The 12,446-nt window shown below is 63.3% G+C and carries 15 protein-coding genes; all 15 read left to right on the plus strand.

Annotated elements, in window-relative coordinates:
- Positions 1 to 150 precede the first annotated feature (150 nt).
- The 15 genes from RM531_RS15190 to RM531_RS15260 all read left to right on the plus strand — a co-directional run bounded on the left by RM531_RS15190 (position 151) and on the right by RM531_RS15260 (position 12,426).
- Positions 151 to 504: a hypothetical protein gene (locus RM531_RS15190; RefSeq protein ID WP_311660497.1), complete on the plus strand. Its 354-nt coding sequence runs from the start codon at positions 151 to 153 to the stop codon at positions 502 to 504.
- Between the two features lie 222 nt (positions 505 to 726).
- Positions 727 to 1,026, plus strand: coding sequence for a hypothetical protein (locus RM531_RS15195; RefSeq protein WP_311660498.1), 300 nt, complete (start codon positions 727 to 729; stop codon positions 1,024 to 1,026).
- Between the two features lie 34 nt (positions 1,027 to 1,060).
- On the plus strand, positions 1,061 to 1,867 hold the full coding sequence (locus RM531_RS15200) for a c-type cytochrome (protein WP_311660499.1): 807 nt from the start codon (positions 1,061 to 1,063) through the stop codon (positions 1,865 to 1,867).
- 45 nt (positions 1,868 to 1,912) lie between these two features.
- Positions 1,913 to 3,862 carry a copper resistance system multicopper oxidase gene (locus RM531_RS15205; RefSeq protein WP_311660501.1) on the plus strand — a complete coding sequence of 650 codons (1,950 nt, stop codon included), beginning with the start codon at positions 1,913 to 1,915 and terminating at the stop codon, positions 3,860 to 3,862.
- On the plus strand, positions 3,855 to 4,667 hold the full coding sequence (locus RM531_RS15210; protein ID WP_311660503.1) for a copper resistance protein B: 813 nt from the start codon (positions 3,855 to 3,857) through the stop codon (positions 4,665 to 4,667). Before RM531_RS15205 ends, RM531_RS15210 begins: the two co-directional genes overlap by 8 nt.
- A gap of 41 nt (positions 4,668 to 4,708) precedes the next feature.
- Entirely contained in the window at positions 4,709 to 5,161 is a 453-nt protein-coding gene (locus RM531_RS15215) for a DUF411 domain-containing protein (protein WP_311660505.1), read from the plus strand.
- Positions 5,162 to 5,252: 91 nt separating this feature from the next.
- Positions 5,253 to 5,654: a MerR family transcriptional regulator gene (locus RM531_RS15220; protein ID WP_311660507.1), complete on the plus strand. Its 402-nt coding sequence runs from the start codon at positions 5,253 to 5,255 to the stop codon at positions 5,652 to 5,654.
- Complete coding sequence (locus tag RM531_RS15225) at positions 5,651 to 8,053, plus strand: heavy metal translocating P-type ATPase (protein ID WP_311660509.1); 2,403 nt, start codon at positions 5,651 to 5,653, stop codon at positions 8,051 to 8,053. Before RM531_RS15220 ends, RM531_RS15225 begins: the two co-directional genes overlap by 4 nt.
- A gap of 87 nt (positions 8,054 to 8,140) precedes the next feature.
- Positions 8,141 to 8,425 carry a DUF5676 family membrane protein gene (locus RM531_RS15230; protein WP_311660511.1) on the plus strand — a complete coding sequence of 95 codons (285 nt, stop codon included), beginning with the start codon at positions 8,141 to 8,143 and terminating at the stop codon, positions 8,423 to 8,425.
- 14 nt (positions 8,426 to 8,439) lie between these two features.
- The gene (locus RM531_RS15235) at positions 8,440 to 9,378 is read left to right on the plus strand and encodes a cation diffusion facilitator family transporter (RefSeq protein WP_311660513.1); all 939 of its coding nucleotides are present in this window, start codon (positions 8,440 to 8,442) and stop codon (positions 9,376 to 9,378) included.
- Positions 9,375 to 10,307, plus strand: a complete 933-nt coding sequence (locus RM531_RS15240) for a DMT family transporter (RefSeq protein ID WP_311660515.1) — start codon at positions 9,375 to 9,377, stop codon at positions 10,305 to 10,307. Before RM531_RS15235 ends, RM531_RS15240 begins: the two co-directional genes overlap by 4 nt.
- Before the next feature lie 176 nt (positions 10,308 to 10,483).
- Positions 10,484 to 10,924 carry a hypothetical protein gene (locus RM531_RS15245; protein ID WP_311660517.1) on the plus strand — a complete coding sequence of 147 codons (441 nt, stop codon included), beginning with the start codon at positions 10,484 to 10,486 and terminating at the stop codon, positions 10,922 to 10,924.
- A gap of 83 nt (positions 10,925 to 11,007) precedes the next feature.
- Positions 11,008 to 11,508, plus strand: a complete 501-nt coding sequence (locus tag RM531_RS15250; RefSeq protein ID WP_311660518.1) for a hypothetical protein — start codon at positions 11,008 to 11,010, stop codon at positions 11,506 to 11,508.
- Positions 11,509 to 11,512: 4 nt separating this feature from the next.
- Positions 11,513 to 11,776: a DUF2933 domain-containing protein gene (locus tag RM531_RS15255; RefSeq protein ID WP_311660519.1), complete on the plus strand. Its 264-nt coding sequence runs from the start codon at positions 11,513 to 11,515 to the stop codon at positions 11,774 to 11,776.
- A gap of 2 nt (positions 11,777 to 11,778) precedes the next feature.
- On the plus strand, positions 11,779 to 12,426 hold the full coding sequence (locus tag RM531_RS15260; RefSeq protein WP_311660520.1) for a methyltransferase family protein: 648 nt from the start codon (positions 11,779 to 11,781) through the stop codon (positions 12,424 to 12,426).
- Positions 12,427 to 12,446: the final 20 nt, after the last annotated feature.

A 12,446-nucleotide genomic window follows, 5' to 3' on the forward strand; every position in this document is an offset into this window, starting at 1 on the left:
TTTTGGCGGGGTCGTAGATTGCCTGCCAATACAATCAAGTGAACTCGACCCACGCAAACCCTAAAAGGTCATGGCTGGCGCTTGCATCCGTACCAGGGTTCGGACTTATACTCAAAAAATGCTAATGATCGACTGCCCATACTCACGCGCATGACCCGCCTGCTGCTGATCGCACTCTGCGTTCAACTGGCCGCGGCTAATACCGTGGCCGCGGCACCGTTTTGCGTGCACGCTCAAAGCGCATCGCAGACCATGCAGTCGAACATGGCGGATGGCCCCCACCACCATCTCCAAGCGCAGGCAGGCTCAATGGAGGCGGAGGACGATTGTCCCTGTCATTGCGACGTGGCCGGTCACTGCGCGGCCAGTGCTGCCGGCGTCCTGAATTCAACTGGTCCTTCGTCCGCCGATTACGAGCGTGAACACAGCGTGCCTTCCAAGTCGCGCGCTGATCTATTGCACGCCCACAAAAACCGCCTATACCGGCCGCCCTCTATCACCTGAAGTAACGCCCTGCAGTGCGGGGCACGGTAACCCGTGCCCAGTCCTGTTCTCTTACTTCGGAGTGATACATGCTCTACCCAAAAGACTCGCCCATCGGGCAGTGCGTATTCGTCGAATAGGCGCGTATTTCACGCGCTAATTCTGCTAGCGCTGGGCCTGTTCGCCCAAGCTGCTGGGGCTCATGCCCCCAGCCATGCCGACAAGCCTCGCTATGGCGGTGAAGTGCGCCGTGCAGGCGATCTGTTCCTGGAATTGGTTGCGGAGCCGGACAGACTCTCGGTTTATGCCCGTGACCAACGGGGCCGCCCAGTTTTGCTGGCGGATATGCGGGCCGAGGCCCTTCTCTGGACGGACCAGGGCACACGCGCTTTGACCTTGCGTCGCGCGAGCGAGCAACAACTGGTGGCGCCGGCGCAATTGCCGGATACGGGCGATTTCCGCGTGATCATTTCCCTGACCCCGCCCGCGAGCGAGCGGCGACAAGTGTTGTTCGGTCCTTTCTCCCTGGCTGCCTCGAAATGAGTCCGGCAGTTACCGAGCTTTACGGAGAATCCCCATGAAAACAGTCATCATCACCCTGGTTGTCCTAATCGTCGGTGCCGTAATCGCAGTGCCGACGGTGGTTTATTCCGGTCTGTTCAACGTGGCCGCCACCTGGCGGGATCCCGCGCCGGTGGCTTGGCTGCTGCACAGCACCTACGCCAACTCGGTCGCAGTGCGTGCCGATGAAATACAAGTGCCGGCGAACTTGGGCGGCCGCGAGCGAGTGCTGCAAGGCGCACGCAACTTTATGGCCATGTGCAGCGGCTGTCATACACCGCCCGGGAAGTCGAAGACCCCGGTAAGTACCGGCCTTAATCCGCCGCCGCCGGATTTGGCGGAGATCATCCCGCACCGCACGCTGGCCGAAGCGTTTTGGGTCATCAAAAACGGTGTGCGCATGACCGGCATGCCGGCCTTTGGCCCCACCCACAAGGACGAAGAGCTGTGGGCGCTGGTCGCCTTTCTCGACCAAATGTCAGAGGCCACGCCCGAGGCTTACAACACCCTGGTAGCCCAGGCCAAGCGCAGCGCGCCGGCTGATGATGGCCACGGCCATCGGCATGGTAGTGAAGCGGAAACAGTCGACCCGGGCGGCCACGATTCGGCGTCCTCGGAAGGTCACGGCGGACCCGGCCATCACGACGCCAAGTCGGAGCAAGGGCAAACCGGCGATATGCAAGGCATGCGCATGCAGGGCAATAGCGCCGCACCCAAGGCCAACGAACCCGCCAGCCCGAGCCACGGCGCGCCGGGCCACCATGACGAAAAACCGGCCACTCAACCGCCACCGGCCGACGACGGCCACGACCATCAGCATTAATCGAAAACTCTCGCACAAACCAATCGCTTTAACCACGAGGTAGATATGCACCACCTTAACTACAACAAAGACCGCCGCCGCCTGTTACAGGCCATGGCCTCCGCGGGCCTGCTGGCCAGTTTCGACGCGCTATTGCCGGGCTACGCCCAAACCAGCGGCGGGCATCTGGCCACACCGACCTCGGACGTGCCCGGCGGGCGTCCCGGCCCGGTAAACATGGACATCGCCATCCGCCGGGAGGGCATCAAGATTGCCGGCGGTCAGGCTTCGGCGACTACCCTGAATCGCACCATTCCCGGACCCATTGTCGAGCTATGGGAGGGTCACGACGCCGTGTTGCGCGTCACCAACCACTTGGAAGAAAGCAGTTCCATCCACTGGCACGGCATTCTGCTGCCGTTTCAGATGGACGGCGTGCCGGGCGTGGTCTTTCCCGGCATTGCGCCCGGTGAAACCTTCGAGGCGCGCTTCCCGGTGCGCCAGTACGGCACCTACTGGTACCACAGCCACACCGGTTTACAGGAGCAAACCGGGATGTATGGCCCCATCGTTATCCATCCCAAGGAGCCTGAGCCGTTCAGCTACGACCGGGACTATGTGGTGCAGCTATCCGACTGGACCTTTGAAGACCCCTACCGGGTCATGGCCAAGCTCAAGAAGATGAGCGACTACTACAACTTCAACCAGCGCACCGTGGGCGAGTTCGCCGACGACATTCAAGCTGCCGGCCTGGGCCCCACGCTTCGAGACCGTCTGGCCTGGGGCAATATGCGCATGAGCCCGACCGACATCGCCGACATTACCGGCTACACCTATACCTACCTGATGAACGGCCGGCACCCGGCCGGCAACTGGACCGGGCTGTTCAAGCCCGGCGAGCGCATCCGCCTGCGTTTTATCAACTCCGGCGCCATGAGCTTTTTCAACGTGCGCATTCCGGGCCTGGCCATGACCGTGGTTCAAGCCGATGGCCAAAATGTGGAGCCGGTGGAAACCGACGAGTTCCAGATTGGGGTGGCCGAAACCTATGATGTGATCGTCGAGCCGCAGGCCGACCAGGCCTACACCATCATGGCCGAGTCCATGGACCGCAGCGGCTACGCCCGCGGCACCCTGGCGCCGCGCGCCGGTATGACCGCGGCGGTACCGCCGCTGCGCGAACCGCCGGAGCGCACGATGATCGATATGGGGATGGATATGAGCTCCATGGATATGGAAGGTATGGACATGGGCGGCATGCAGAAAGCGCCCGGCGGCAAAATGGCCATGCCCGAAGCCAGGTCAGGCGGCATGAAAGGCATGCAGGACATGCAGCACACGGGTCACGACATGAGTGGCATGCAGAAAAACGCCGACAAGGATATGGCCGGGATGAAAGGCATGGGCGGCATGCAAGGTATGGAAAAAATGCAAGGCGTCGACAGCATGATGGAAGCGGCTGGCCCCATCGTCGCCCGACATGGGCCGGATCAGCACGGCCCAGGCAACATCACCGTCGCCGACGTGCAGCGCGACCGCCTGGCCGAGCCGGGCACCGGCCTGGAAAATGTGGGCCACCGGGTACTGACCTACTCGCAGTTGCGCAACGTCAAACCGATGGCCGACACGCGCGAGCCCTCGCACACCTTCGAACTGCACCTGACGGGCAACATGGAACGCTATATGTGGTCGTTCGACGGCAAGGAATTCCACGAGGTCACCAGCCCCATCGACTTCCCGTATGGCGAGCGGGTGCGGCTGATCATGGTGAACGACACCATGATGGAGCACCCCATCCACCTGCACGGCATGTTCATGGAGTTGGAAAACGGCCAGGGCGACCGCCTGCCGTTCAAGCACACCATTAACGTCAGGGCGTCCGAGCGGGTCTCCTTGCTAATCACCGCCGACGAACCGGGCCGCTGGGCCTTCCACTGTCATCTGCTCTACCACATGGAAATGGGCATGTTCCGCGTGGTGCGCGTCATGGATCAATCGGGAGCCAAAAATGTTTAAAACTAAATCGTTGACCCGCCTGCTGCTCACTGCGAGTTTGGCCACGGCAGTCAGTCTGGCGCAAGCCGAAGACAACGCCGGCAAGGCGCCGCTGGACAGCGTGGTGCCGGAGGGACCGGTGGAGCCGCGCAGCGGCGCGCCCAAGGAATGGCCCTACGGTTTCATGGACAAAAAGCCGTTTGGCATGGCGCTGATAGACCGGCTGGAATACGGCGACGGCGAAGGCCCGAATACCTATCTTTGGGATGCTCAGGGCTGGTACGGCGGCGACTACAACAAGTTCTGGTGGAAAACCGAAGGCGAGGGCCCCACCCACGGCGGCGGTCCGGAGGACACCGAGTTCCAGGCGTTGTACAACCGCACCATCAGCCCGTTCTGGGGCGCCCAGGCGGGCATCCGCTACGACACCAATCCAGGGCAAGACCGCGGCTTCGCCGTGCTCGGTATCCAGGGTCTGGCGCCGTATTGGTTTGAATCGGACACCGCGTTTTTCGTCAGCGAGGACGGCGACGTGAGTTTTCGCGGCGAGTTCGAGTACGAGTTGTTGCTCACCCAGCGTTTGATTCTGCAGCCGCGGCTGGAACTCAACGCCAGCGCCAACGACGTGCCTGAATACGGCCTGGGCCAGGGCATCAACAACACCGAAATGGGGCTGCGCCTGCGCTACGAGATCAAGCGCGAGTTCGCGCCCTACATCGGCGTGCGCTGGGAACAACTTTATGGCGAAACCAAGGATATCGCCCAGCGTGCGGGTGAAAATACCTCGAATACCTCCTTCGTCGTAGGGATTCGGGCATGGTACTAAGCGTTTTGCGCCACCGGTTTCGCTGGCGATTGCTAAGCCTGATGCTGGTTACCCTCACCCTGGCCGCTTGCGGCCGGGGTGAGGCGCCCGCGCCGTCGGCGACCGACTGGCCCGACGCCGTGGTCTACAAAAGCCCCACCTGCGGTTGTTGTACCGAATGGGTCGAGCATTTGCGTGCGAATGGCTTCCCGGTGCAAGTCCGCGAACCTGATGATCTCAATGCGGTAAAAGACCGCTTGGGCGTGCCCAACGATATGCGCTCCTGCCATACCGCTGAGATAGACGGTTACGTCATCGAAGGCCATGTGCCGGCGGCTGACATCCAGCGGCTGTTGCGCAGGAGGCCCAGGGCCAAAGGCCTGGCCGTGCCAGGCATGCCCCTGGGTTCTCCCGGCATGGAGGTGGACGACCGCCGGCAAGCCTATACGGTGTGGCTGCTTCAGGGCGATGGCAAAGCCTCGTTTGCGGACTACCCGGCCCGGAACCTGGAATGATCGAACGTGCTGTCAAACAACAGACAGGCCCTTGACTCCGTACCAAGCTAAAGACTTTAGACTCCAAGATATCAGCACATGGAGACGCCACATGAGTTATTCCATTGGGCAATTGGCAAAAAGCGCGGACACGGGTGTCGAGACCATCCGTTTCTACGAGCGGCGCGGTCTAATGCCCGACCCGCCGCGCGCGCCCAGCGGCTATCGCCGCTATCCGCGCGACGCCACGGATCGCCTGCTGTTCATCCGCCGCGCCAAGCGCCTGGGCTTCACCCTGGACGAGGTCGGCACGCTGCTGCGGCTCCAGGACGGTGGCGAGCGCAGCGAAGTCAAAGCCATCGCCCAAGCCAAGCTGGCCCAGATCGAGGCCCGCATCGACGACCTGCGGCGGATGCGCAAGACCCTGGCCGAACTGGAAAAGCAGTGTTCCGGTCATGGTCCCGTGCCCGGCTGCCCCATCATCGAAGCCTTAAGCGACGGGAGCGAGGCATGAACGAGATGACTGCCACGGATCCAGTCTGCGGCATGACCGTGGACCCCGAGCAGGCGCTTAGCCACGAGCACGCCGGCGAGACCTATCATTTCTGCAGCGCGCGCTGCCGGGACAAGTTCGCCGCGGACCCCGAGATGATCCTGAATCCGGATGCGTCGGCACAGCCAACCGCCGAAGCCAAGGCGGACAAATACATCTGCCCGATGTGCGCCGGTGTCGAGAGCGATCGGCCGGGCGACTGCCCGAAATGCGGCATGGCGCTGGAGCCGGCGTCCCCGCCCAAGCGGCGCACCCAATATACCTGTCCCATGCACCCGGAAATCGTGCGCGACGAGCCCGGTGACTGCCCCAAGTGCGGCATGGCGCTGGAGCCCACGACCGTGTCCAGCGACGAGGACGACGGCGAGCTCAAGATCATGAGCCGGCGCTTCTGGGTCAGCGTGCCGCTGTCTATGGCGGTGCTGGTGCTGGCCATGGGCGAGATGGTGCCCGGATTGAGTATCCGCGAATTTTTCGGTGCAACGTTTGGTTGGCTTCAGTTCGTGCTGGCCACCCCGGTCGTCCTGTGGTGCGGCGGCTTCGCCTTTCAGCGGGGCTGGAAATCCGTGCTCAACGTCAGCCCCAACATGTGGACGCTGATTGCACTAGGTGTGGGCGCGGCCTACGGATTTTCCATCTTCGCGCTGCTGCTGCCCGATTTATTGCCCGCCGCCTTCAAGAGCGAGGCCGGCCACGCGCCGATCTATTTCGAGGCCGCCGCGGTCATTATTACGCTGATTCTGCTGGGCCAAGTGATGGAGGCGCGCGCACGCGGGCAGACCTCGCAGGCGCTCAAGTCGTTGTTGGATCTGGCGCCACCCACGGCCAACCGGCTTGACGATGACGGCAATGAAGAAGAGGTCTCGCTGGACGCGCTTGAAACCGGCGATAAGTTGCGCGTGCGCCCCGGCGAGAAAGTGCCGGTGGACGGCGAGATTATCGAGGGCCGCTCGAGCCTGGATGAATCCATGATTACCGGCGAGCCGATCCCGCAGGAAAAAGAAGTGGGGGATACCGTCACCGGCGGCACCGTCAACCAGACCGGCGGCTTCGTCATGCGTGCCGGCCAAGTCGGCGAGGATACCGTACTGGCCCGCATTGTCGACATGGTGGCGCAAGCCCAACGCTCGCGCGCGCCCATCCAGGGCCTGGCGGACAAGGTCGCCAGCGTGTTCGTGCCCGCCGTGGTGGCGGTCGCCATCCTCGCCTTCGTCGCCTGGGCCTGGGCCGGGCCCGCGCCGGCCCTGTCCTATGCCCTGGTGGCGGCGGTGTCGGTGCTGATCATCGCCTGCCCCTGCGCGCTGGGCCTGGCCACGCCGATGTCCGTGATGGTCGGCGTGGGCCGCGGCGCCCGCGACGGTGTGCTGATCCGCGACGCCGAGGCCCTGGAGCTGATGGAGCAGGTGGACGTGCTGCTGGTGGACAAGACCGGCACCCTGACCGAGGGCAAGCCCAAGCTGGTCGGCGTGGAAACGGCCGAAGGCGTCGATGAACAGGAGTTACTGAAGTTCATCGCCTCGCTGGAAAACGCCAGCGAGCACCCGCTGGCCAGGTCGATCGTCGAGGGCGCCGCCGAGCGCGGCATCAAGCCGGTCGACACCGACGACTTCGACTCGATCACCGGCAAAGGCGTGCGCGGCACGGTCGACGGCCGCGCGGTGCTGATCGGCAACAGCCGGCTGATGCAGGATAACGCTATTGATCCGGGCCCCCTGGCCGATGCCGCGGACAAGCGCCGAAGCGAGGGCGAGACCGTCATGCTCGCCGCGGTGGACGGCGAGATCGCCGGCCTGATCGCGGTGGCCGACCCCATCAAGGGTTCCACCCGCGAGGCCGTGCGTATTCTGCATGAGGCCGGACTGCGCATCATCATGCTTACCGGCGACAACGAAAAAACCGCGCAGGCGGTCGCCGATCAACTGGGCATCGACGAGGTCCAGGCCAACGCCCTGCCCGAGGACAAGCACGCCCTGGTGGAAAAGCTGCAAGGCGAGGGCCGCAAGGTGGCCATGGCCGGCGACGGCGTCAACGACGCCCCGGCGCTGGCCCAGGCCGAGGTCGGCATCGCCATGGGCACCGGCACCGACGTGGCCATGGAGAGCGCGCGCATCACCCTGGTCAAGGGCGACCTGCGCGGCATCGCCAAGGCCCGCCGACTGTCCGAAACCACCATGCGCAACATCCGCCAGAACCTATTCTTCGCCTTCGTCTACAACGGCGCCGGGGTGCCGGTGGCCGCCGGGGTGCTGTATCCGTTCATCGGGCTGTTGCTGAACCCGATGATCGCCGCCGCCGCCATGAGCTTCTCGTCGGTGTCGGTGATCGGCAATGCCCTGCGGTTGCGGCGAGTCCGGCTGTGAATTTGATCCATGGTCAATGGCGGATCGCGATATAAGGGCAAGGATTCGGTTGATCTGATCGAGAGACAAACGAAATGGAGCACTGCCATGAGTGATTCGACCCAAACCACGAACAGTCTGCGCATCGGCCCGCTGGGCCACAGCCTGTCCCTGCTGCTACTGATCAGCTATCTGCTATGCGTGGGATTCGGCCTGATCGCGCCCGAGTCCATGCAAATGTACAAGGCCTGGGCGCCCCTGCTGCCCGGCTTCGAGTGGCTGAGTTTCTCCGGCTTTCTGATCGGGCTGGTGGAGGCCTATCTGTATGGCTGGTATATCGCCATCGTGTTCGTGCCGCTGTATCGCCGGTTTGCCGGCAGCAACGGTTCTTAAAAGTAGGAGGAACCATGAATCAAGAACATAGCGGCCACGGCCATGCAGGTCACATGCCCTCCAGCGGGCCGGGCATGGCGATATCGGCCTGGCTGACCGGGATCTACTTCGTCATCGAGATGGGCATCGGCCTGTGGACCGGGTCGATCGCGGTGATCTCGGATGCCTTCCACACCTTCTCGGCGGTCGGGGGCGTGCTGGTGGCGATCGTCGCCGCCCGTCTCGCGCGCCGACCGGCCGACGAGGACCGAAGCTTCGGCTGGTACCGGGCCGAGATCATCGGCGCGCTGGTCAACGGTGGCTTCCTGCTGGGTATGGCGCTGATAGTGATCGTGATGGGCGCGATGCGGTTGGCCGAGCCGATCGACTTGCCCCCGGGCCCCATGCTGCTCGCCGCGGCCGGCGGGCTGATTACCGAGTTTATCTCGCTGGGCCTGATCTGGAAGCAAAGCCGAACCGACCTGAACGTGCGCGGCGCACTGTGGCACATCATCCAGACTTTCGTGGGCAGCCTGCTGATCATCGTCACCGCCCTGGTGATCCACTTCACCGATTTCCTGCTCATCGATCCGTTGCTGGGCATGGCCTTCGGCTTCGTGCTGCTATGGGCGAGTTGGGGCCTCCTGCGCGACGCCGTCCACCTGCTGATGGAAGGCACGCCCGCCGAGATCAGCCTGGCCGAGGTGACGGAAACACTGGAAGCGCTCGACGGAGTGAAGAATGCCCATCACGTGCATGCCTGGGCCCTGACCAGCGGGCGCTACGTGTTTTCCGGCCATCTGCGGGTTGCCGAGGGCGCCGATAGTCAAGTGGTGCTCAAGTCCGCTTATCGGATGCTCAAGGAAAAATTCGGCTTTTTCTTCGCCACCCTGCAGGTGGAGAGCAGCTGCCTGGACGAATCCGGCGCCGAGGCGATCGACATCACACGCACATCGGGCGAGGGCCAGGCATGAAGACACTGCTGCTGTTGGCCCTGATCACGGTCTCCGAGGCGACCATCGGCGTGTTCGTCAAACTCACCGACGGGCTGATTCCGATCCAGACGCTGACCTTCTACGCCATGGCCTTCGCCGCGGCCTTCCTATTCGTCGCGCGGGCCGTGGCAACTCGGCAATGGCCCCGGTTCCCGAGAGGCAATATCAAGGACACGGCCATCATCGGGGTGCTCATTGCGGCCCAGGGCGGCGCGTTCAACTTCGCCATGTCGCTGGTGCCGATCGCCAACGCGGTGATCTTCTGGAGCATCGCGCCGTTTTTCGTATTCATCTTTTCAGCGTTGTTTCTGGGCGAGAAGGCACGCAAGAGCCACATCCTGATTTTCGCCATCGCCCTGACCGGTATCGCGCTCGCCAATCCGCTCGGCGGCGGTCATATGCTGGGTAACTTCGTGGCCCTGGCCACCGGGGCGATCTATGCCGCGATGGTCACTTACATGCGCTACGAAGGTAAGACCGAGACCGGCAACGACATCGCCTGGTCCCTGCTGGTCGCGGCGCTGGCGCTCTCGCCCTTCCTGTGGATCGCCGGTCCCGGCCAGGTGGCAACTACGATCGCCTATCCGGCACTCGGCGTGGAGCTGCCAGTGATGCTCTGGGCCGCGGGCCTGGGTGTCATCTCCACCGGCTTCGCCTATTTCGGCATCTCCATCGTATTGAAGTCGATCAACGCCAATGTCTATGCGCTGGTCGACATCATCGTCTCGCCGGTGGTGGCCTCGACCTTGGGCTACCTGATCTTCGCCGAGGTGCCGGGGCAAGGCATGATCTATGGCGGCGCCATGCTGCTCGCCGCCGGCTTCTGGCTGACGCGGGAGATGTCGCGGGGCCGGGAAAGCCAGCCCGTGCACCCCTGCCACAGCACACCGGCGTATTCGGCATGTTGAATCAGGTCGCCGCGATCGATGCCTTGTCCGCACGCAAACCGGGTCGTTCGCACGAGGCCAAGAGGCAGGGCATTACCCATTGCCTCGGACGCCACCCTGCGCAACGACCCAATCGAGGGAGCCGCCCGGGCGGGCCGGCTCCCGTTTCCTCACCATGACGACATAGGAGCAATGTCATGAAAACACTCGTAACGACCGCTATATTGACGTTCGCATCGGCCCTGCCGCTTGCGCACGCCGGCCAAGGGCATGACTCGGACAAGCACGGCCATAGCTCAGGCATGGGCATGCACAAGGGCATGATGGATCAGGACGCCATGCACCAGCGCATGCAGAAGATGCGCCAGACCATGCAACAGATCCACAAGACCCAGGATCCGAAAGAGCGGCGGCGCTTGATGAAGGAACACATGCAGCAAATGCAGGCGGCCATGGGCGACATGCAGGGCATGATGGGCGATGGCGCCAAGCACGAGAAGATGCACAAGAAGATGCAGGAGATGGATCCGGAGAAGCGTCAGCAGATGATGCAAAAGCACATGCAGATGATGGAGGAGATGATGCAGCAGATGCAGCAGCACATGCAGGCGCAGGAATCGATGAAGCAGGACAAGTAGGCATTGGACGGTCCCGGGGCGCCCAGACGATGGGCCCCCGGGCCTATCCGGATGTCTTCCTGGCCCCAAGAGGGTTGATCCGCATGCTCCCGCTGGCACCGTCTTCCAAGCCGTGGCTCGCCCCCGAGTTGCCCCTGGCGTTGTTCGGCTTTCTGCTCAACTTCGTCTGGGAGATGTGGGCGGTGCCGTTCTATGCGGCGATCGGCGCGGCAAACCACTGGGATGTGATCTGGCTGTGCACGCAAGCCACCTTCGGCGACGTGGTGATCCTGCTCGCGGCCTTCTGGGGTGCGGCGATCGTCGCCCGCACGCGCGCCTGGGTGTTGACACCCAGGCCGCTGCCCTTCGCCGTCTACCTCGGCATCGGCCTGGCGGTGACCGTGGTATTCGAGCACCTGGCCACCGAGATGTGGGACCGCTGGGCCTATGCCGAGGCCGCGCCGGTGCTGCCCTTGCTCGGCACCGGCCTGGCGCCGCTGCTGCAATGGCTGCTGCTGCCGCCGCTGGCGCTCGGCCTGAGCCGCAATCACCTGCTGGGAGCTGCGCACATCCACGAATCCATGAACCAGTCCGATCAGGAGTAACGTCATGACCTCACAACACGATCCAGGCCCACGGCATCAACGCCGGGCGCAACCGAGCCCGACGCGATTCTGGCCGGTATTGCTCATCTTTCTGGCACTGGCGGTCTTCCTGCTGTGGGAAGAACACCAGGCGCATATCCTCGGCGCCCTGCCATGGCTGCTGATCCTGGCGCTGTGTCCGTTGATGCATGTGTTCATGCACGGCGGCCACGGGCACGGAAGCCACGACGATCACGGCAACCACCGCCGTCAGGACGGGGAGGACTAGCCATGCACGAAATGGGCTCATCTTACGGCCTGTGGGGGTTGGTGCTGATCAACTCTTTCATATTCATATTCTTCGCCTTCAGCTTCTTCAAGCCGCAGACCAAACGCGACTGGCGCAGCTTCGGCGCCTTTTCCGCCTTCCTGGTGGCGTTGTTCACCGAGATGTATGGTTTTCCGCTAACCATCTATCTGGCCTCCGGCTGGCTGCAGAGCAACTATCCTGGCGTGGACTGGCTGTCCCACGACGCCGGACATTTACTGGAAATGATGTTCGGCTGGGAGGCGAATCCGCACTTCGGCCCGTTCCACCTGCTCAGCTTCGCCTTCATCATCGGCGGCTTCATGTTGATATCGGCTGCCTGGCGGGTGCTCTACGCGGCCCAGCGCAACGGCGAGTTGGCCACGACCGGACCTTACGCTCGCCTTCGCCACCCGCAGTACCTGGGCTTCATCCTCATCATGTTCGGCTTTCTGCTGCAGTGGCCGACCCTGCTCACTCTGGCCATGTTCCCGGTGTTGACCTATATGTACCTGCGCTTGGCGCGGCACGAGGAGCGCGAGGCCGAGGCCGAGTTCGGCGCCGCCTGGCGGGCCTATGCGGCCGAGGTGCCTGGTTTCATCCCACGGCTGGCTGCTACCGGACGAGCGTGAGGGCAAAGCGTGCCATGTCC

Origin of the sequence: Spectribacter acetivorans (assembly GCF_031846305.1) — a bacterium.
In the GTDB taxonomy this organism is placed as follows: Bacteria; Pseudomonadota; Gammaproteobacteria; order Nevskiales; family Salinisphaeraceae; genus Spectribacter; species Spectribacter acetivorans.

What these genes read in the sequence shown, in the direction of transcription:
- RM531_RS15190 (WP_311660497.1), top strand. Translation starts at nt 151, where the DNA reads ATGACCCGCCTGCTGCTGATCGCACTCTGCGTTCAACTGGCCGCGGCT.
- RM531_RS15200 (WP_311660499.1), top strand. Translation starts at nt 1,061, where the DNA reads ATGAAAACAGTCATCATCACCCTGGTTGTCCTAATCGTCGGTGCCGTA.
- RM531_RS15205 (WP_311660501.1), top strand. Translation starts at nt 1,913, where the DNA reads ATGCACCACCTTAACTACAACAAAGACCGCCGCCGCCTGTTACAGGCC.
- RM531_RS15210 (WP_311660503.1), top strand. Translation starts at nt 3,855, where the DNA reads ATGTTTAAAACTAAATCGTTGACCCGCCTGCTGCTCACTGCGAGTTTG.
- RM531_RS15215 (WP_311660505.1), top strand. Translation starts at nt 4,709, where the DNA reads ATGCTGGTTACCCTCACCCTGGCCGCTTGCGGCCGGGGTGAGGCGCCC.
- RM531_RS15220 (WP_311660507.1), top strand. Translation starts at nt 5,253, where the DNA reads ATGAGTTATTCCATTGGGCAATTGGCAAAAAGCGCGGACACGGGTGTC.
- RM531_RS15225 (WP_311660509.1), top strand. Translation starts at nt 5,651, where the DNA reads ATGAACGAGATGACTGCCACGGATCCAGTCTGCGGCATGACCGTGGAC.
- RM531_RS15230 (WP_311660511.1), top strand. Translation starts at nt 8,141, where the DNA reads ATGAGTGATTCGACCCAAACCACGAACAGTCTGCGCATCGGCCCGCTG.
- RM531_RS15235 (WP_311660513.1), top strand. Translation starts at nt 8,440, where the DNA reads ATGAATCAAGAACATAGCGGCCACGGCCATGCAGGTCACATGCCCTCC.
- RM531_RS15240 (WP_311660515.1), top strand. Translation starts at nt 9,375, where the DNA reads ATGAAGACACTGCTGCTGTTGGCCCTGATCACGGTCTCCGAGGCGACC.
- RM531_RS15245 (WP_311660517.1), top strand. Translation starts at nt 10,484, where the DNA reads ATGAAAACACTCGTAACGACCGCTATATTGACGTTCGCATCGGCCCTG.
- RM531_RS15250 (WP_311660518.1), top strand. Translation starts at nt 11,008, where the DNA reads ATGCTCCCGCTGGCACCGTCTTCCAAGCCGTGGCTCGCCCCCGAGTTG.
- RM531_RS15255 (WP_311660519.1), top strand. Translation starts at nt 11,513, where the DNA reads ATGACCTCACAACACGATCCAGGCCCACGGCATCAACGCCGGGCGCAA.
- RM531_RS15260 (WP_311660520.1), top strand. Translation starts at nt 11,779, where the DNA reads ATGCACGAAATGGGCTCATCTTACGGCCTGTGGGGGTTGGTGCTGATC.